The organism is Panacibacter ginsenosidivorans, assembly GCF_007971225.1.
In the GTDB taxonomy this organism is placed as follows: Bacteria; Bacteroidota; Bacteroidia; order Chitinophagales; family Chitinophagaceae; genus Panacibacter; species Panacibacter ginsenosidivorans.
Genome location: NZ_CP042435.1, coordinates 2,767,075 through 2,785,228, shown reverse-complemented (window position 1 = coordinate 2,785,228; position 18,154 = coordinate 2,767,075). Strand labels below are relative to the sequence as shown.

21 protein-coding genes are annotated in these 18,154 nt (G+C 38.8%); 7 read left to right on the top strand and 14 right to left on the bottom strand.

What is annotated here, in order from left to right; translation table 11 throughout:
* Positions 1-5: 5 nt before the first annotated feature.
* Positions 6-1,061, bottom strand: coding sequence for a COX15/CtaA family protein (locus tag FRZ67_RS11790; protein WP_147189756.1), 1,056 nt, complete (start codon positions 1,059-1,061; stop codon positions 6-8).
* Positions 1,062-1,301: 240 nt separating this feature from the next.
* Here FRZ67_RS11790 and rnhB point away from each other — a divergent pair, with 240 nt between their 5' ends.
* Complete coding sequence (gene rnhB / locus FRZ67_RS11785; protein WP_147189755.1) at positions 1,302-1,901, top strand: ribonuclease HII; 600 nt, start codon at positions 1,302-1,304, stop codon at positions 1,899-1,901.
* On the opposite strand, the gene FRZ67_RS11780 is transcribed toward rnhB, so the two are convergent.
* Positions 1,902-2,516 (bottom strand): L-threonylcarbamoyladenylate synthase, encoded by a 615-nt coding sequence (locus tag FRZ67_RS11780; RefSeq protein ID WP_147189754.1) that lies wholly within the window; start codon positions 2,514-2,516, stop codon positions 1,902-1,904.
* Between the two features lie 135 nt (positions 2,517-2,651).
* Between FRZ67_RS11780 and FRZ67_RS23775 the strand changes: the two genes are divergently transcribed.
* Positions 2,652-2,780, top strand: a complete 129-nt coding sequence (locus FRZ67_RS23775; RefSeq protein WP_262713641.1) for a hypothetical protein — start codon at positions 2,652-2,654, stop codon at positions 2,778-2,780.
* 170 nt (positions 2,781-2,950) lie between these two features.
* Here FRZ67_RS23775 and FRZ67_RS11775 read toward each other — a convergent pair whose 3' ends face one another.
* Complete coding sequence (locus tag FRZ67_RS11775) at positions 2,951-3,652, bottom strand: 16S rRNA (uracil(1498)-N(3))-methyltransferase (protein ID WP_147189753.1); 702 nt, start codon at positions 3,650-3,652, stop codon at positions 2,951-2,953.
* A 335-nt stretch (positions 3,653-3,987) separates the two neighbouring features.
* Between FRZ67_RS11775 and FRZ67_RS11770 the strand changes: the two genes are divergently transcribed.
* The gene (locus FRZ67_RS11770) at positions 3,988-4,986 is read left to right on the top strand and encodes an NAD(P)H-dependent glycerol-3-phosphate dehydrogenase (protein ID WP_147189752.1); all 999 of its coding nucleotides are present in this window, start codon (positions 3,988-3,990) and stop codon (positions 4,984-4,986) included.
* A gap of 274 nt (positions 4,987-5,260) precedes the next feature.
* On the opposite strand, the gene hemW is transcribed toward FRZ67_RS11770, so the two are convergent.
* A complete protein-coding gene (gene hemW / locus FRZ67_RS11765; protein ID WP_147189751.1) occupies positions 5,261-6,382 on the bottom strand; it encodes a radical SAM family heme chaperone HemW in 1,122 nt (373 codons plus the stop codon).
* Positions 6,383-6,417: 35 nt separating this feature from the next.
* Between hemW and FRZ67_RS11760 the strand changes: the two genes are divergently transcribed.
* Entirely contained in the window at positions 6,418-8,205 is a 1,788-nt protein-coding gene (locus FRZ67_RS11760) for a BamA/TamA family outer membrane protein (RefSeq protein WP_147189750.1), read from the top strand.
* Between the two features lie 197 nt (positions 8,206-8,402).
* Here the strand turns inward: FRZ67_RS11760 and msrB are convergent, their stop codons facing one another.
* Positions 8,403-8,996 (bottom strand): peptide-methionine (R)-S-oxide reductase MsrB, encoded by a 594-nt coding sequence (msrB, locus tag FRZ67_RS11755; RefSeq protein ID WP_147189749.1) that lies wholly within the window; start codon positions 8,994-8,996, stop codon positions 8,403-8,405.
* Between the two features lie 150 nt (positions 8,997-9,146).
* Between msrB and FRZ67_RS11750 the strand changes: the two genes are divergently transcribed.
* Entirely contained in the window at positions 9,147-9,725 is a 579-nt protein-coding gene (locus tag FRZ67_RS11750) for an adenylate kinase (protein ID WP_147189748.1), read from the top strand.
* 152 nt (positions 9,726-9,877) lie between these two features.
* Here the strand turns inward: FRZ67_RS11750 and paaD are convergent, their stop codons facing one another.
* From paaD to FRZ67_RS11705, 9 genes are all read right to left on the bottom strand, one after another.
* Positions 9,878-10,405: a 1,2-phenylacetyl-CoA epoxidase subunit PaaD gene (paaD, locus tag FRZ67_RS11745; protein WP_147189747.1), complete on the bottom strand. Its 528-nt coding sequence runs from the start codon at positions 10,403-10,405 to the stop codon at positions 9,878-9,880.
* Between the two features lie 95 nt (positions 10,406-10,500).
* Positions 10,501-11,307, bottom strand: a complete 807-nt coding sequence (gene paaC / locus FRZ67_RS11740) for a 1,2-phenylacetyl-CoA epoxidase subunit PaaC (protein WP_147189746.1) — start codon at positions 11,305-11,307, stop codon at positions 10,501-10,503.
* Between the two features lie 3 nt (positions 11,308-11,310).
* Positions 11,311-11,685, bottom strand: a complete 375-nt coding sequence (locus tag FRZ67_RS11735) for a four helix bundle protein (RefSeq protein WP_147189745.1) — start codon at positions 11,683-11,685, stop codon at positions 11,311-11,313.
* 61 nt (positions 11,686-11,746) lie between these two features.
* The gene (gene paaB / locus FRZ67_RS11730; protein WP_374728494.1) at positions 11,747-12,133 is read right to left on the bottom strand and encodes a 1,2-phenylacetyl-CoA epoxidase subunit PaaB; all 387 of its coding nucleotides are present in this window, start codon (positions 12,131-12,133) and stop codon (positions 11,747-11,749) included.
* A gap of 12 nt (positions 12,134-12,145) precedes the next feature.
* Entirely contained in the window at positions 12,146-13,102 is a 957-nt protein-coding gene (paaA, locus tag FRZ67_RS11725; protein ID WP_147189744.1) for a 1,2-phenylacetyl-CoA epoxidase subunit PaaA, read from the bottom strand.
* Between the two features lie 186 nt (positions 13,103-13,288).
* The gene (locus FRZ67_RS11720) at positions 13,289-13,480 is read right to left on the bottom strand and encodes a hypothetical protein (RefSeq protein ID WP_147189743.1); all 192 of its coding nucleotides are present in this window, start codon (positions 13,478-13,480) and stop codon (positions 13,289-13,291) included.
* A 63-nt stretch (positions 13,481-13,543) separates the two neighbouring features.
* The gene (locus tag FRZ67_RS11715) at positions 13,544-14,305 is read right to left on the bottom strand and encodes a hypothetical protein (protein ID WP_147189742.1); all 762 of its coding nucleotides are present in this window, start codon (positions 14,303-14,305) and stop codon (positions 13,544-13,546) included.
* 988 nt (positions 14,306-15,293) lie between these two features.
* Positions 15,294-15,857 carry a hypothetical protein gene (locus FRZ67_RS11710; protein WP_147189741.1) on the bottom strand — a complete coding sequence of 188 codons (564 nt, stop codon included), beginning with the start codon at positions 15,855-15,857 and terminating at the stop codon, positions 15,294-15,296.
* A 33-nt stretch (positions 15,858-15,890) separates the two neighbouring features.
* A complete protein-coding gene (locus FRZ67_RS11705; protein ID WP_147189740.1) occupies positions 15,891-16,259 on the bottom strand; it encodes a hypothetical protein in 369 nt (122 codons plus the stop codon).
* Positions 16,260-16,624: 365 nt separating this feature from the next.
* Between FRZ67_RS11705 and FRZ67_RS11700 the strand changes: the two genes are divergently transcribed.
* Both FRZ67_RS11700 and FRZ67_RS11695 read left to right on the top strand, forming a co-directional pair.
* A complete protein-coding gene (locus FRZ67_RS11700; RefSeq protein WP_147189739.1) occupies positions 16,625-16,933 on the top strand; it encodes a hypothetical protein in 309 nt (102 codons plus the stop codon).
* Positions 16,934-17,063: 130 nt separating this feature from the next.
* Positions 17,064-18,131: a type I restriction endonuclease gene (locus FRZ67_RS11695; RefSeq protein WP_147189738.1), complete on the top strand. Its 1,068-nt coding sequence runs from the start codon at positions 17,064-17,066 to the stop codon at positions 18,129-18,131.
* Positions 18,132-18,154: the final 23 nt, after the last annotated feature.

Genomic DNA, 18,154 nt, shown 5'->3' with positions numbered 1-18,154 from the left:
CTTTATTAAGCCGGATTGTTTTTCAATATGTACATAACTGATGTGAAAGATAATAACAACAGCATCCCTGTTAATTGATGCAACTCTGCAAGAAATTCAAAAATCCCAAATTGGCCCAACACAATATTGGTGCTGCTAAGTACTGTAAGTATACCTAATAAAACTTGTGTGCACACCAATATCAACGGCCATTTTTTTGCTTTATTAAATGTTGCTGAAGTGGTTGTTTTTACAGCTTTGCGCCACCAGATTATAACCAGTATAAAAATAATATATGCAAGTGTGCGATGAATAAAATGAATAGCAATGGGGTTGTGTAAAATGCCTTCCACAAAACCTTTGCTGAACATATCAGCCGGATACAACGCACCATTAATATCAGGCCATGTTGGTGCTGCGCTGGCAGCTTTAAGACCAGCCATAAAACAGCCATAGATCAATTGAAACGATAATAATATGATAATACTCAATGCAAATTTTCTAAGAGTTGGATTATAAACACGTTGGGCGGATGGAACAAGAAGCGACAATGCAAAAACTAATGTATAAACGATCAATACCATAGCAGCCATAAAGTGAATGGCCAGGCGAAAATGACTCACATAAAGATTCTCATCGTTGAGTCCGCTCATTACCATCAGCCAGCCAATCAAACCCTGTAAAGCACCCAGCACAAACAGCATAATAAGTGGTGTTACCATCCATTTTTTAAACCAGCCTTTGATCAGGAAATAAATAAAAGGTAACAGGAATACAACACCCATAAACCTTGCCCATAGCCGATGAAACCATTCCCAGAAAAAGATGAATTTAAAATCGTTGAGTGTAAAATGATTGTTGATGTATTTATACTGTGCAATCTGCTGATAATTGTGAAATGCCTGCTGCCATTCAGTTTCATTTAGTGGAGGCAACGCACCCATCAGCGGATCCCATTCTGTTATAGAAAGTCCCGATCCCGTAAGCCGGGTTACACCGCCCAGTAAAACCTGTATCACCAGCATGCCAACACCAATCAGCAACCAGTTTGCAATAATGCGCTGCGATCTTTCTGTAGTCATGTATAAAAAATAAGCTTTTATAATTTTTTTTGAGCCATAATGCAGTATTATTGTTAAGCTGCTGTTGCGTCGCACTCTTGTACATTCTTATTATTGCTGAGCAAATGATATGTGCCGGGAACTATCAACATATACCCTAATAAGTACACTATGGCTAACCGGTGGCAAAGTTATTGGCATAACTACTTTAATAATTTTTTTGAGTAAAGTTTCTGATGATATTTCGATATTCGCAACACAATGCTAAAAACGTTTTACCACGAAGAATTTATAGAAGCAGGCTGCGATGAAGCAGGCCGGGGCTGTTATGCAGGACCCGTATTTGCAGCAGCAGTAATATTGCCAAAAAATTTTTATCACCCGGTATTGAATGACAGTAAGCAGCTTTCTGCAGTTCAAAGAGAAGAACTGAAAACTTACATAGAGGCAAATGCTAGTGCTTATGCAGTAGCTATGATAGACAATCTTGAAATTGATAATATCAATATACTCAAAGCATCGTTTAAAGCTATGCATATTGCCCTGGATACACTAACTATTAACCCCGAGATATTATTAATTGATGGGAACAGGTTTACAAAGTATAAAAAAATTCCGCATCACTGCGTTATAAAAGGCGATGGTATTTACGCAAGTATTGCAGCTGCAAGTATTCTCGCCAAAACATATCGCGATGCTTATATGGAGCAATTGCATCATGAATTTCCACACTACAACTGGAAACAAAATAAAGGTTATGGTACGCTTGAACACCGGACCGCCATTGATGAATTTGGGTTATGTAAATACCACAGGAAAAGTTTTAATATAGAACCTAACCAACTATCAATTGAGTTCTGATCATTCCATTTCTTCCCATACACCTGCACCCATTCTTATTATTTCATAAGGTTCTTTTGTACAATCTATAACAGTAGAGGGCTCCATACCTCCGGCACCACCATCAATAACAATATCTACAAGGTTTTTGAAGTTTTCATACATCATATCCGGATCTGTATATTCTTCTACCATTTCTCCCGGCAGTGATGCTGAAAGAATAGGGTGACCTAACTCATGTACAATTGTTCTTGCAATATTGTTATCAGGTACACGTAACCCTATCGTATTTTTTTTGCTCTTTAAAATTTTAGGCACTTCTTTACTGGCCGGTAAAATAAAAGTATAAGGCCCCGGTAAGTAACTTTTTAATAATCGGTATAGAGGAGTCGAGATGCTTTTTGTATATTGGCTAAGATCGCTAAGGTCATAACATATAAAACTAAGCTGCGCTTTTTCGGGTTGCACATTTTTTATTTTACTGATACGTTCAATGGCTTTATGTTGAAAAATATCGCATCCCAAACCATATATGGTATCGGTAGGGTAAATGATGACACCACCATCCTGTAAACATTCGGTAATTGTTTTTATATGTCGCGGATTTGGATTATCCGGATGTACATGTAGTAACATGCTGATAAAAATAAACCGAAAAATTATCATGAAAAAATGAAACACCTATGTGCTTATAGCAAAGAAGGCTTAGCAACACATTATTTGTTCATTCAGGAATGAACAGAAATTTTACATACACAACAAATATCACTTATGTCTGATGGAGAATCTTACCGCGCCGGCAAGTACGATAGCAATACTGATCCAGGTTGGTGTAAATACATACAACCAATCAATATTAACCAGGTGCAAGATTTTGAAATTAATAAGCAAAGCATTTAGAATGGCATTCAATGACAAGAGAATTAGGGTGTAGTTTTTCCGGGACATGTTATTTCATTTAGGTACAACATAAAATTACATTCTCTTTCTACATAATTTAATTAAAAACAGGTTATAGCCCAACGCTCGTAAGTGTTTTATGTAGAATTTAATAAAGAGCTTAAATTTCTTCAGGAAAGATTTTTTAGGAACGCTGCTGCCACCAAACCCGCTGTTTCTGTTCTTAGTCTTGTAGTGCCAAGTGATATAGCTATATAATTATTTTGCAATGCAAGGGTTATTTCGTCTGTAGTAAAATCTCCCTCGGGGCCAATTAACATAATTGTCTGGTCATTTGTGTTGATCTTTGTTATATCCTTTTTTTTGTCTTCTTCACAATGCGCTATAAGTTTTGTGGTATAAACACTCTGCGTAATCATTTTATCAAAAGAAGTGGGTTCATGTAATATGGGCAACCATGCTTGCTGGCTTTGCAGCATAGCAGAAATAACTATCTGTTGCATTCTTTCTAAACGAAAATATTGTTTCTCGGTGCGTTTACAGATAAGCGGTATTATTTCATCAATGCCTATTTCTGTTGCTTTCTCCAGAAACCATTCAAAACGACTGGTGTTTTTCAACAGCGACATAGCAATAGTGAACTTTTTTTTATTTTGCTTCTTATACTCACGCGTATTTATTTTAACTGCACAATGCCTGCGGTCTGCATTAAGAATGGTTGTTGTAAGAAGTTTACCTTTACCATCTGTAAGAACCATTTGCTCTCCTTCCTGCATACGCAAAACCTGTATGCAGTGCTTACTGGTGTCTTCAGGTAATATTAGCTGATCTTCCGCTGAAAGGTCTTCTGCAAAAAAATATGGTAGCGACATGGATTAACAGGATGCTTGCTTTTGAATTAAAGATGTATGAAGATAAAATTGTTTGGGAAAATACAAGTGTATATTAAATGTTGATGAGGGTATAAGGCGTACAAGCGAGTGACACAACGAAGGTTTAATAGCAGCTATACAGCCTGCACAAAAAATTTTACAATCTTCAAACACTGCCCGGCTACTGAAACAGCATTTGATAATTTGGAGCAGGATGCACATAAAAAGTGATAATCAGATAACCGGCTTGACCACACGCATAATATAAATAATTTTATCTTCTCTAACGCCTTCAGCTATTTTGTATGTTTGTTCTCCGAAATAAAAAGCATCTTATGCAGTTTGGTATCATTGGAAGCGGCAGCTGGGCTACAGCGTTGGCAAAAATTCTTACCGATAACAATCATCATATCAACTGGTGGATTCGCAACAGTGATACCATCAGTTATGTGCAGCAGCGTCGACATAATCCGCATTACCTGCACAATGCGCATTTCGACAGCAATATGCTAAACATGAGCAGTAGCCTGCATTATATAGTAGAGCAATCAGATGTGTTGGTTGTTGCCGTACCAAGCGCTTATGTACATAGCGTTTTTAGTGAACTTAACATTGATGCATTTGACAATAAAAAAATTGTATCTGCCATTAAAGGTTTGTTGCCGGACAGTAATCAACTCTTCAACGAATTTCTCGAAAAGCAATTCAACTTTAAGCTGGAAAATTATTTTGCGGTAGTGGGCCCTTGCCATGCAGAAGAAGTAGCTGCAGAGAAATTATCCTATCTCACTTTTTCAGGTATTGATGAAGAAATGGCCAAAGAAATCGCTACTCATTTTCATAATGAATATTTGAATACTGTAGTAAACCATGATATCATGGGTGTGCAGTATGCTGCTGTACTAAAAAATATTTATGCACTCGGCGCAGGTATCGCACACGGGCTTGAATACGGGGACAATTTCCTCAGTGTTTATATAGCCAACTCAGCTCATGAAATGGTGCGTTTTGTACGTAAAGCAAGAATTGATGAAGATGGAACCGGACTTAATTATGCTGCATCCGCTTACCTCGGTGATCTGCTGGTGACATGCTATTCTCTTTACAGTCGCAACCGCACTTTTGGCAATATGATCGGCAAAGGATATTCTGTAAAAACTGCCCAACTTGAACTGAATATGGTGGCTGAAGGTTATAATGCCAGCCGCAGTATTTACCACTCAGCACAGGAGCTTGATGTGCAAATACCCATTGCACAAGGTGTGTACAGGATACTATGGGAGCATGTGCCCGCCGCTCATGGATTTAAGGAAATAGAAACAATGCTCGTATAAGATTAATTGTAACTTTAGGTATGCCAATTTCAATTACATTATATGGCTCCATTGGGTTAATATTGCTCTGCGTAGTAGGAGCGGTTAATCTTATTCGCAAAATATTCTCTCACGATCGTCATTAATTTTTTTCTAAGCTGCATTGCTGCTATTAAACTTTTGTTGTGTCACTCACTTCGGGGTTCTTATCATTGCTCAGCAATGTGCTGCAGTATAAGTGTGCGACGCAACAACCGATGCACAAAGTATTAAAGTCCGTACCAAAAATATCTGTTTAAAAGAACATCGATGCAGCAATGCCATCTGCAAATAATTTCCCTTTTTGTGTAAGTATTAGCTGGTTATTTTTTAGCGTGATCATTTGCTGCTCTAAATATTTGGTTGCTGTCTTTTCAATAGTGGCCACTTTTTCTGGCCCCCATTTTTCATACACAAAAGAAAGATTTAAACCTTCTATTGTTCTTAACGCCGTCATGATATATTCATTCAGCTGCTCAGTATCTGTAAGTTCTTCAATTTCCGATGGCACTAAACCTTGCTCAATACTTTTTATATACAAACTATTGTTGGAAACATTCCATTGCCTGCTTATTCCATTGAATGAGTGTGCTGAAGGCCCCAATCCCAAATAAGGCTTCCCCTGCCAGTAACTGCTGTTGTGCTTACTTCTAAGACCTGGTTTTGCAAAATTGGATATCTCGTAATGTTCGTAATCTAAAGCAGCTGTCCATTCCATTAATAATTCAAATTGCCGTCTTTGTCTTTCAGGATCCACTGCTTCTATTTTATGTGTAGCAATCATTTTTTCCAAAGCCGTCTTTGGTTCTACTGTAAGCGCATAACAGGAGAGATGAGGCACATTCAGTTCAAAAGCTTTTTCAACATTCTGTTTCCACTTCTCATCTGTAAGTGGGGGCGTGCCATAAATCAGGTCAATTGTAATATTATCAAATCCATATTGCTGCGCCAGTTGTATACTTCGCAAAGCCTGCACTGCATTGTGTGCCCGGTTCATCCACTGCAGGTCTTCTTCAAAAAATGATTGCACGCCGATACTCAAACGGTTAATGCCAATTGTTTTCCAGGAAAGCAATTTATCTGCTGTTATATCATCCGGGTTTGCTTCTAAAGTTATTTCTGCATTCGGCTCAATGGTAAATAATTGCTGAAACTTTTCAATCTGCAATTGCAAATCCGCAATCTTCAACAAAGAAGGTGTACCGCCTCCAAAATAAATAGTAGTAACTCTATCGTTTATATAGGTGCGTCTTAGTTCAGCTTCTTTGCAAATGGCTTTTGCCATATCGCTGGTTTGTTTAACAGAAGTGGAGAAATGGAAATTACAATAGTGGCAGGCTTTCCTGCAAAAAGGAACATGAATATAAATACCTGCCATAGTTATAGTATCTTTTGTAAACTTGCGCTCTGCAAATGGCAAAAATAAAACAATACATCCTTTGCCTCTTCTTAATAGTTTGTTGTTGCACTATACAGTCAACTGCACAAACAAAATGTAGCCTTGTAATTCAAGGCTCAGATAGTTCCATTGAAATAATTAATGCATTACAATTAACTACAAGCTTTAATTCAAAAGCTGATTGTCTTGCATATGTTCAAAAATTACCCGGTCTGCTAACAACCAAAGGTTATATAAGCAGTTCTATAGATGCTGTAAAAGAAGATAGTGCTCATGTTTACATAACACTCTTTGCTGGCAGAAAATATATTTGGGAACAACTAACAATTGAAGAAAAAGACTGGCCTGTTTTAAACCAGTTAGGTTACAGCAGCAATTCCTTTAACAATAAACCTTTTGATCAACAAAAAGTAACAGCAGTATACAATAAGCTGCTGGATTATTTCTCAAACAATGGTTATCCTTTTGCGCAGTTATCCCTTGATAGTATGGTTATCAATGGTAATCTTATAAGTGCTAAGCTAAATATCAATAAAGGCGCTTTATATAAAATAGATACTATAATTATAAGAGGCGATGCAAAGATCTCGAAAGAATACCTAACGCGTTATCTCGGTCTTGAAGAACATAGCCTCTATCAGCAGGAAGTATTAGATCAGCTTGATACAAGACTCGCAGAACTTCCTTTTATTGTACAATCACAAACGCGTAATATTACCATGCTAAATACCGGTGCAGAAGTAAATCTCTTTCTGCAAAACAGGAAAAGCAACCAGGTAAATGTGCTGGTAGGCTTTTTACCTTCTAATCCACAGGTTGGCGGTAAACTATTAGTTACAGGTGAGGCAAACCTAAACCTGCGTAACCCATTTGGCTACGGAGAAACATTAGGCATTAACTGGCAGCAGTTACAATCAAAATCTCCAAGATTAAATCTTTTGTTTCAACGCCCTTATCTTTTTCATACACCTGTTGGTGTAAATATGAATTTTGAATTATACAAGCGCGATTCTTTTTTCTTAAACATTCATGGCCTGTTGGGGGCACAATACAATGTGTCTACAAAAAAATCTGTTACAGTAGCTGTTCAGGTATATAGAACCAGCCTGCTGAGCGTTGATACAGCTACCATTAAAGCAACAAAGCGATTACCTAATATGATAGATCTTACTTCTACTACTTTATCATTTCAGTATGATTATAACAATACCAATTACCGTTTCAATCCCCGCAAAGGAAACGAGCTGCAGTTCGTAGTAGGATTCGGACAAAGAAATATCAAAGAAAACAATACTATTCTTTCTATAAAAGATCCTTCGTTTAATTATGCTTCTTTATATGATACTGTTCAGACCAAAGCTTACGTTTTTCGAACTACAATAAATGCTGCACATTATTTTCCCATTGGTAAGCAGGCTACTTTTAAAACCGCATTGCAGGGCGGATGGTTCCAGTCGCCTAACTATTACGATAATGAATTATTCCAGATCGGCGGTTTTAAAAAACTCCGCGGCTTTGATGAAGAAAGTATTTATACCAACCGTTATCTTATTGCCACATTAGAATATCGTTACCTGCTGGCGCAAAATTCCTGGCTGTTTGGATTTACAGATATTGGCCGCGCAGCATATGAAAGCAATAGCGCCAGCTATGCGCATAATTATTATGGTTTTGGTGCGGGTATCGCTTTTGAAACCAATACAGGCATTTTTAATATTTCATGGGCCGTTGGTAAACGAAATGATCTGAACCTTGATTTGCGCCAATCAAAAATTCATATTGGCTTTGTGAGTTTATTTTAGAAATATTTTGAGCCATGCTCCAGAATAACTATTAAGCTTTACTTGCGTCGCACACTGCAACTTGCATTTCATTGTTCAGCAACGAACAGAACGTACAAGTGAGTGACACAACGAAGACCATAGCAGCAATACAGCTAAGTACATAAAACAAAAAAGACCGTTTTTTGAAAACGGCCTTAAATTTCACTCCTCAATTATTACTGTTTTTTCTCCTGTTCGTTGTAATTCTTTTCTATTTCCTGTGCCTTCTTAAAATCGAGTACCACACCATTGATGCAATAACGCAAACCTGTTGGCGGCGGACCATCATCGAACACATGACCAAGATGCGATTTGCAGCGCCCACACATTACTTCTGTACGGCTCATACCGTATGTGTTATCCTGCGCATAAATAATAGAGCCCTTGCTGATTGGTTGATAAAAACTTGGCCAGCCACAACCACTTTCAAATTTGGTATCACTCCTGAAAAGTGCATTGCCACACACAGCGCAATAATATGTGCCCACTTCTTTAAACGCTTCATAAGCACTTGTGTAAGGGCGCTCTGTGCCTTTTTGCCTTGCCACATTGTACACTTCAGGCGAAAGCATTTTCTTCCATTCATCGTCTGTTAACACTACCTTATTGGTGTCTGTGTTGGAATAAACGGGGTTTTTCTTATTGTTAGAACTATCCATAGCAGGTTTTTTTTGGGATGATGTATTTTGGGAATAACAACCCTGTGCAGCAAATAATAATATTACAGCAGTGGTTAGCAAACCAAGACTTTTCATAATGTAATTTTTCATGACCATCATTAATATAAACAATGTAAAACTAAATACGTTCAATAAACTTCTACCTTACATATACGAAATCCAAATGATTGACGGTTCTGTTAAAGGAAATTTAAATTGCAGGCCTTATATTTGCCAACATCCACCATTTAGATAAGCAACATGTTTCATATAATCCTGTTTGGCCCTCCGGGCAGTGGTAAAGGTACTCAAAGTGAAAAACTTATTGCCACTTATGGCTTAAAGCACCTGAGTACCGGAGACCTTTTAAGAAGCGAGATCAATAACAAAACGGCGCTCGGCATGGAGGCCAAAAGTGTGATGGACAAAGGCCAGCTTGTTCCCGATGAAGTGGTTATAGGTATGATCAGCTCTGCACTCGATGCCAACCCGGATGCAAAAGGGTTTCTTTTCGATGGGTTCCCCCGCACAAAAGCGCAGGCCGAAGCGCTTGATAAATTACTGAAATTGAAGAATGGCGAGATAGGTGTTTTTCTTGCCCTGCAGGTAAGCGAAGAAGAACTGGTAAAACGCCTGCTTAACCGCGGATTGACCAGCGGCCGCAGCGATGACACCGACGAAAGTGTTATAAGAAAGCGCTATGCGGAATACATAGCCAAAACCTCGCCGGTGGCAGATCATTACGCACAATCCGATAAAGTGGTAAACATAAAGGGCGAAGGCACTGTGGATGATATCTTTGCCGCCCTGCAAAAAGAGATTGACGCCAGGATGAAATAAATGCCGAAACAAAACCAACTGCAAAGCCGCCGCATGCAAATGCCGGCGGTTTGTTTTTTGTTATAGAATTATGTATTTTATGGCATCGTCCCTTGTGTCACTCACTTGTGCGTTCCGGTTTTATGGCAACATTTTATGCAGGAATATTCAGGTTAATGGCATTTGAAATAATCAAACGGTTCTTTGCAATCTCCGCATTGGTACAAGGCTTTGCAGGCTGTAGAACCAAAGCGGCTGATCAATTTTGTATGGTATGAATTGCAGTGTGGGCATTGAATGGCTTCTTCCTGCTGAAAACTATCCGGGGTACAAACTGTTTGCTGTGGTTTTGGTGGTGCGATGCCGTATGCTTTTAGTTTTTCTTTGCCAGCTTCAGTCATCCATTCTGTGGTCCAGGCAGGTGAGAGTACCGTTTTCAACTGAATATTTTTATAGCCATTCTCCAGCAAGGCCATTCTTATATTCATATTTATTACATCTGTAGCCGGGCAGCCTGAGTAAGTTGGGGTAACGGTTACTATGACAGTCCCCTCTAAATCTCCCCCGGTGGGGGAGACTTCGAACTTTACATCTCTCACTATACCAAGATCAATTACAGACAATACAGGAACTTCCGGATCATTTACCTGTTCCAGTATTTTCCAGATAGCTGCTGTTGATGTGGTAGTTGTTGTTGTCATTATTTATTATCTGCATCGCTGATTAATAACCTAAAGTACAAGTGAGTGACACAAGGGACGATGCCCAAAGTGATGTTGTTGGTTGCCAAAATATTTTACCATGCGCAACCCGGATAAGTGCGTTGCAGGTATTGCATTTCTGCAAGTATATATCCAAGATGTTCTGTGTGCACGCCGTCTTTACCGCCACGCTGCATGTAAATGTCATCTTTTGGCAGAGGTAAAGTGGCTTCTTCAAAAACCGACGCCACTTTCTTTTGCCACTCTTTTTGAATGATAGCTACATCTGCACCAACAATTTCTTTTGCAACCTGTATTTCAAACGCTGACGGCAAGAAAAGCTCTCCTGTGAAAGGCCAAAGTTCATCTATAGCTGCGAGCATACGGTCTTTGCTTTCTTCGGTTCCATCACCCAAACGAATTACCCATTCGCTGCTCCAGCGTAGATGATAGGTAACTTCTTTCAGGGCCTTTTCTGCAATTGCAGCCAGTTGTTCATCCGTGCTGTTTTGCAATTGCAGGTATAAGAAATACTGGTAAGTACTGAAAAAGAATTGACGGAGCGTTGTACCGGCCCAATCTCCATTAGGTTGCTCAACGAGCAAGAGATTTTTAAATTCTCTTTCTGTTCTAAGATAGGCAAGTGAATCTTCTGTTGCAGGGCCTCCAATTTGCGAAGCTGCATATTGGTAGAAATTTCTTGCCTGCCCAATGAGATCAAGTGAAATATTGGTAATGGCTATATCCTGCTCCAGCACCGGTCCATGGCCGCACCATTCGCTGTTGCGCTGGCCAAGGATAAGGGCGTTATCTGCCAGAAAGAGTGTGTAGTTAATAAGTTGACTGGTTGATAAGTTGACTGGTTGATAAGTTGACTGGTTGATAAGATGATTAGTTGCCATAGACTACAAATTGTTTCTTAGAAATGAAATATAACCATTCAGAAGTCTTTCAACTTCATCAATCTTTGTTTTATAGTAAGTGAGTTGTTCCCCGTTTATGTACCTACAATCCAAAGCATCAATCAAATGATTATATGTTTCGCTTAAAGAACCTCTTGCCTGGATACAAAAATGTAATTGGTCTTTATATGTAAACCTGCCATGGCCTTCAGAAATATTGCTGTTTATGGATCGGGAACTCCTGATCATCTGATCTGTTAGCCGGAATTTTTCTTCTAGTGGAAAGGTTTTTACAAGTTCGTAAACTTCATTTTTTAGTAATCCTGTTTTTTTCCATACTTCCAGTTCTGTAAAGCTTTGATGTGCATTTTCATTCATTTCAATATAATTAATAAATGATGGATGATATTACAATTCAACCTATCAACCACTCAACTTACTACATGTAATTAACATCATCGGGTAATTGATAAAATGTAGGATGCCTGTACACTTTATCATTAGCAGGTTCATATAAGCTTTCGGCTTCGTCAGGGTTGCTGGCGTGAATGTATTTGCTTTCCACTGCCCAAATACTTACACCTTCCTGCCTGCGGGTGTAAACATCCCTTGCATTTTCAATGGCCATTTGTGCATCTGTTGCATGCAGGCTGCCTACATGTTTGTGGTCGAGACCTTGCTTGCTGCGGATAAAGATTTCCCATAAAGGCCAGTCGTGACCAATGGAAGAAGGGTGCATTTTGTTGATAGCATTAATTTCTGAATTATCGGAGCCAGCGGCACTTTCGCCAAAATCTCCGTAATAATATTTTCTTATTGTTGTCATTGTTGTTTTGAATTATGCTGCTTCCAATTCTGTTTTTTGAGCTTTTGCTTTTCTTTTTTCTGCGTAAGCTGCGGCTGCGTCTCTTACCCAGGCACCCTCTTCCCAGGCTTTCTTACGTGCTGCAATTCTTTGTTTATTACATGGGCCATTACCTTTTACCACGTTCCAGAATTCGCCCCAGTTGATCTCTCCAAAATCGTAATGCTTTCCTGATTCATTCCATTTAAGATTGGGATCAGGTAAGATCATACCTAAAACTTTTACCTGCTCTGCGATCATATCTATAAAACGCTGGCGCAATTCATCATTGGTCATACGTTTTACTTTCCATTTCATACTTTGATCAGAATGGGTAGAGTCGCTGTCTTTTGGTCCAAACATCATTAAAGAAGGCCACCACCAGCGGTTAATGGCATCCTGGCACATATCTTTTTGTTCCCGCGAACCTTTGGAAAGAGTGTAAAGAATATCAAAGCCCTGACGCTGGTGAAAACTTTCTTCTTTGCAGATGCGCACCATAGCCCTTGCATAAGGACCGTAAGATGTTCTGCAAAGCATTACCTGGTTCATGATGGCGGCACCATCCACCAGCCAGCCGATAGCACCCATATCGGCCCATGTAAGTGTGGGATAATTAAAGATGGAAGAATATTTTGCTTTGCCACTGTGCAGGTCATTAATAGTTTCTTCTCTTGAAGTGCCGAGTGTTTCGGTTGCAGAATAAAGGTAAAGGCCGTGACCTGCTTCATCCTGTACTTTGGCGATAAGAATAGCTTTGCGTTTAAGCGATGGTGCACGGCTGATCCAATTCCCTTCAGGCAGCATACCAACTATTTCGCTGTGTGCATGCTGACTGATCTGTCGTACCAATGTTTTACGGTATGCATCAGGCATCCAGTCTCTTGGTTCTATTTTTATTTCTCTCTCAATTTTATCGAGAAAGATCTTTTCAAGGTCGTGTATTTGCATGGATCTTAATTCTGTGTTTATATAAAACGATAGCTGTTTGTTTTTTATGTTCAGACATCTATAAATAAAAGAACCTATTTTTAAAATAAGTAGTTACAAAAATAAAGAATTAAAGTTTGCGCTAACGTATGTTAGTGCTTAAATTGAATGTAAAAGCTGTTGATTAATCATCAACAGCTTTTATTTCTACCGTTTTGATTTTTTGAAGAGCCGGTTCAGTATCCACGAAACAAGAAAGCTAACGGATGCGCCTATTGCAGAAGTAGCGACACTGTATATGAGATCGTGCATATAAAAAATGTTTAACATCCCTGCAATTGTTCCACCCATGCAACCTATCATAAATACCGTTTTATCGTGAGGATGAATATTGATCATAATAAAAGATTTTAAAAGAGCCCTGACCTGCAGGACTCTTTTGTAATGATTGGATAATGGATTTTAGAACGGAGGAGCATCGACCTTAACAATAGCTGCCGCATTAAAGGCGCCATTTTTCAACTGGTATTTTACACCATTTACTTCCTGCACGAATTCAATTAACAGCACTGTAAATACCGGGTGGGTTGAAGCTGCCGGTAACGCAACTGATAAATTGAACGCGGCTACTTCCGTGCTGGTCCACGGGAAGTAAGCTGATTCTGCTGATTCGACATCGTAAACAGAGGCTTCAAAATCTACAGCAGAGCCTGCCAGAGAAATTTTGAAGTGAGTAGTGCCGTCGGGGGCAGCTACCATTGCAGATGCTATGAATGCATCAAAAGCCACTTCCATTGCGCCACTGGTACGGGTAAATGTAACAGTGTAGGGCGCAAACAATGTAGTACCTAATTTGCCCTGGGCATTAAATTCAAAGCCCTGTAGAAGTGTTGCCTCGCCATCTATTACATTGCGCTGACCACGCGGGCTTACAGCATCTTCATGAATAACGAACATCATGTTCTTCAGCAAGCGACCCACCATGCGGCTGTCTGATGCTTTTTGAATTAATGATCTAAGGGATGTACGCAGCAGTTTGGATGCTTTACCAGCCCTACCGAATTCTGCCATGTTTTCCCTTGTGCGTTCGAAGGCCGGATCGGATGCAATCTTTTCTGCCGATACGCCACCTTTTTCCCTGGCCATATAGCCATCCTGTGATTTGAAGAAGGTAATATTTCCCAATGTACCTTCTATTGTAATAATACCTTTTTGACGTGCCATGATTGTTGTTTTTTTAAAAGTTTTATTAATTGTGTTTTGCCGGTTGCCTGCCGCGGACAGGCTCAGATCTGATTACCGAACAGGGTGCAAGCTATAGCACAATAGGAGGCAAAAAGGGTAACAGGGGTAACAGTACCCCAAGTAAGTAGTTGAAGATAATTGAGTTATGTTCAAAAAAATGATGGTGGCAAAGTGATATAACAGTAAGTAACCCGGGAAGTAAATAAGTTGAAAGGTTGAGACGTTGAAGTGTTTGCAGATGGGGTGTTTGGATCATAAAATGTTAGCACCAATTACTAAATAAGTATCTATTTCCAGAAAGTGATTTAGTGATTGCTTTTCGTGAACTATCCATGAAGTATCTATGAAGCATGTATTAAGTAATGATTGAGTGATTTAGAAAGAATTTAAAAATTGACAAGACATAAAAAAGAATTTAAAAAATGAAATAAGTAACACAAGGGCACAAGTCTGCTACTCACTTGCCTGTCCTGCTAAACCTGCCAGGTAAAGGAACATGTGCCAAAAGAAGACAGAACTGTACCAGTGTGATGATATTGATTTGCCTTAGCACCAATTTATAAGGCGGGTCTCATGTGTGCAGAATTGTGTGCAGCGGACTCGCCGTGTTGCTATCGTTATCTATGCGGCGAGTACCACTATGCCAGCACACATAGCTATCCGACACCCGCCTGAGAAACAGGGTTGTCCGGAGACTCGCGGAGTAAGGAAGCAGGGATTTTATACCGTAACTCATTATAAGGATGTTGAAGCAATAGACTTGCATACATTACGTTAATCGAACCGCAACGTCCCAAAAGCTAAACGCAAAGCCTGCCTGGAGACGTTGCGGAAAAAGAAGTGCCACAATGCCAGCACACAAGCTTGCCGACACCCGCCTGAGAAACAATAAGATAAACTGCTGATTGCCTGCCCACACCAGGAACTGAACTTGCCTGCCCGATTAAACCTGTGCCAGATTGAGCACTTATTTAAGTTTTGTAGTAGTGGAATCATTCTTCAGCAACAAAGATCTTTTGCTTACGATGCATGTTTTTCGGGTAGGTGGTTTGGGCTGAGAGTCAGTAATAAGATATGTGTAGTTATTATTGATAATAATAGCAGAGCTATCCGTTTGCACTGTTTTTGGCTCAGTGGGGCAAAAAAATCTTTGTGGTGTAAATGCAAAAAGCGCATAGAAAATTAGCAGTGGGAGTGAAAAAATAAAAGCTTTGTGCGGCATCGTTGGCCATGTATCTGGATTGGCCTTCGTTAAAGCAAATAAGTGAAGGGTACTGTCATCTATCAACATTTGTGTTTCCATTTTGTCTGATGCCTTTTTGAAACCTACAAATGCAGTTGCTGATATAGCTATACCCGCTAAGGCAATAATGGTCTCTGCTAATTTTAAACCTTCGCAGTTGATTTTATCATAAGTGAATAATAAAATACCCGTAAAACCTCCGAGCAACCATTTACTCAATTCCGTAAAAGTTTTCAACCTGATAGAACGATAGCCATTGGTTTTTGGAAAGGAATTATTGTTAGCCATTTAATATTGTATTGCAGGGTTTAAAATACTTACTCATTCATGTGTCCAGGTCTGCCATATTTCCCTCAGCTTTTCCCAGATAGATAAAAAATAATTATTTATCTCATCATCACCTGCTTTGTCTTTTCCGGCATATAGCCGAAGAAGCAGTACGCTAAATAAAGACTCCAATACAGAATTTTGGATATTTACTTCCAGTAATTCCGTCGGTATCTGGTAATCAGGTATATTGCTGTTCCATAACCGCTCAACCTGGTTCCTTATAAATTCTTCTGTGTAGCTTGCTTCGTTAATTACAAAATCATAATCCGGGAATTTTGCTTTTATCTTATCCCGGGCATTTAAAAACGCATTATCAAACGATATTTTCACTATTACCGGGTTGTCAAAACCTATAGCCATATTTATTGCATTTGAAGTATTTTAAAACAGGTTGCTGACAAAAGATAAATAATACTTTTTATTTTTAAAAATAAAATCAACACGCTTCTTTTCCCACAATACCTCCTTTGTAGCCGTGCGCAATGCCAGGGATGTTGCGATTAGTTACCACACTAACATTACCGTTTTATATTGCTGCGGTGAAAAATCACATCCCTTCCGGTGATTTTTCACCTTTTTTACTTCCTTAACTCATCATTACTTTATTTACTTAAATGAGAACAGCCCAATCCACTTCTTATCCAAAGCCGTTGCTTACCTGCGCCAAACACCTTTAATTGATAAGTAAAACAGCTAAAATTTCTTTAAACTCTAAATTTATTATTATGACATTCCCCAAATCCCAAATGCTATACGATGATGGCAAGTATTATAAATGGACAGCCAAAGCAGATCATGACAATCCATATTACAAAGGCGGTAAAGATCACGCAGAGTTAAACAGAACTGAAGGTTACGAGGTTCAATATTTTGTAGAACATTCTGTTGACAAAATCAAATGGAACGGAACTCCAAGTATCGCCAATTGCAAAAAAATTGAAAAAATGATCAGGTATGATGTCCCTTCAAATTTGAAGAAAAGAGAACTAATTTATGATTGGATAGTATCAAATTATAATAAAATAAGTGCCTAATACTTAAGAACAAACAGTGAATAGGATATTACGCATCAAAACGTTATAAAAAGCCAAAACCTGTGGAATCCGTTTAGCCGTGTCAATCCGTGATTCAGACTAACTATTCATCACCTTAAAACTTGCCAGCATGGACTTCAAAGACGCTATTAAACAACTTGCCGAACGCATTCTCAAACACAAAGAACTTGTGCAAACTGAAGAAGCCACCAAACATTCTTTTGTTATGCCATTTATTCAAACACTTGGCTATGATGTATTCAACCCATTGGAAGTAGTACCCGAATTTGTTGCAGACCTCGGCATAAAGAAAGGAGAAAAGGTAGACTATGCAATAATTAAAGATGGGCAACCTGTTATTTTAGTTGAATGTAAACATTGGAGCGCCGATCTTAATCCACACAATTCCCAACTCTTCCGCTATTTCCATACCACCAAAGCAAAATTTTCTATTTTAACGAACGGTATTGAATCACGTTTTTATACTGATCTTGTTGAGACAAACAAAATGGATGAAAAGCCCTTCTTTGTTTTTGACATCCGAGATCTTAGGGATAACAATATCGAAGAACTAAAAAAGTTTCATAAGAATTATTTTAGCCACGAACTCATTTCCTCTACTGCCAATGAATTAAAATATATAGGTGAAATGAAAAGCCTTATACACAACGAGGTAAACAGCCCAACACCTGAATTTGTAAAGCATTTTGCCAAAAGCGTTTATAACAGTGTTATCACACAAAAACTGCTCGACCAGTTTACAGAACTTACCAAAAAAGCATTCCAGTATTATATCAACGATCTTATTACAGATCGTCTCAAGTCAGCGCTTATCCAGGAAGAAGACCAGACAAAAGAAATTGCGAAAGATGCCATCGAGCAGCAGGTAGCAGAAACAAAAGTGCAGACAACACAGGATGAACTGGATGCCTTTAATATCATCCGCTCCATTGTAAGAAAAAATATTCCTTTAAAAAGAATTGTGTACCGCGATGCACAATCTTATTTTGCTATTCTTATAGATGACAATAACCGCAAGCCCTTATGCAGGTTATATTTCAACAGTAGCAAAAAATATATCGCTTTATTCGACAGCAATAAAATGGAAATCAAAAAAGAGATCACCTCACTTGATGATATATTTCAATACTCCGATGAACTGCTGGATGCGGTAAAGAAATATGTTGCGGAAGTGTGATTTTTTGAGACCGGCTTTATAAC

Bases quoted from the DNA above. Each gene is read 5' to 3' on its own strand.
- FRZ67_RS11790 (WP_147189756.1), bottom strand. From the start codon at position 1,061: ATGACTACAGAAAGATCGCAGCGCATTATTGCAAACTGGTTGCTGATT.
- rnhB (WP_147189755.1), top strand. From the start codon at position 1,302: ATGCTAAAAACGTTTTACCACGAAGAATTTATAGAAGCAGGCTGCGAT.
- FRZ67_RS11780 (WP_147189754.1), bottom strand. From the start codon at position 2,516: ATGTTACTACATGTACATCCGGATAATCCAAATCCGCGACATATAAAA.
- FRZ67_RS23775 (WP_262713641.1), top strand. From the start codon at position 2,652: ATGTCTGATGGAGAATCTTACCGCGCCGGCAAGTACGATAGCAATACT.
- FRZ67_RS11775 (WP_147189753.1), bottom strand. From the start codon at position 3,652: ATGTCGCTACCATATTTTTTTGCAGAAGACCTTTCAGCGGAAGATCAG.
- FRZ67_RS11770 (WP_147189752.1), top strand. From the start codon at position 3,988: ATGCAGTTTGGTATCATTGGAAGCGGCAGCTGGGCTACAGCGTTGGCA.
- hemW (WP_147189751.1), bottom strand. From the start codon at position 6,382: ATGGCAGGTATTTATATTCATGTTCCTTTTTGCAGGAAAGCCTGCCAC.
- FRZ67_RS11760 (WP_147189750.1), top strand. From the start codon at position 6,418: ATGGCAAAAATAAAACAATACATCCTTTGCCTCTTCTTAATAGTTTGT.
- msrB (WP_147189749.1), bottom strand. From the start codon at position 8,996: ATGAAAAATTACATTATGAAAAGTCTTGGTTTGCTAACCACTGCTGTA.
- FRZ67_RS11750 (WP_147189748.1), top strand. From the start codon at position 9,147: ATGTTTCATATAATCCTGTTTGGCCCTCCGGGCAGTGGTAAAGGTACT.
- paaD (WP_147189747.1), bottom strand. From the start codon at position 10,405: ATGACAACAACAACTACCACATCAACAGCAGCTATCTGGAAAATACTG.
- paaC (WP_147189746.1), bottom strand. From the start codon at position 11,307: ATGGCAACTAATCATCTTATCAACCAGTCAACTTATCAACCAGTCAAC.
- FRZ67_RS11735 (WP_147189745.1), bottom strand. From the start codon at position 11,685: ATGAATGAAAATGCACATCAAAGCTTTACAGAACTGGAAGTATGGAAA.
- paaB (WP_374728494.1), bottom strand. From the start codon at position 12,133: ATGACAACAATAAGAAAATATTATTACGGAGATTTTGGCGAAAGTGCC.
- paaA (WP_147189744.1), bottom strand. From the start codon at position 13,102: ATGCAAATACACGACCTTGAAAAGATCTTTCTCGATAAAATTGAGAGA.
- FRZ67_RS11720 (WP_147189743.1), bottom strand. From the start codon at position 13,480: ATGATCAATATTCATCCTCACGATAAAACGGTATTTATGATAGGTTGC.
- FRZ67_RS11715 (WP_147189742.1), bottom strand. From the start codon at position 14,305: ATGGCACGTCAAAAAGGTATTATTACAATAGAAGGTACATTGGGAAAT.
- FRZ67_RS11710 (WP_147189741.1), bottom strand. From the start codon at position 15,857: ATGGCTAACAATAATTCCTTTCCAAAAACCAATGGCTATCGTTCTATC.
- FRZ67_RS11705 (WP_147189740.1), bottom strand. From the start codon at position 16,259: ATGGCTATAGGTTTTGACAACCCGGTAATAGTGAAAATATCGTTTGAT.
- FRZ67_RS11700 (WP_147189739.1), top strand. From the start codon at position 16,625: ATGACATTCCCCAAATCCCAAATGCTATACGATGATGGCAAGTATTAT.
- FRZ67_RS11695 (WP_147189738.1), top strand. From the start codon at position 17,064: ATGGACTTCAAAGACGCTATTAAACAACTTGCCGAACGCATTCTCAAA.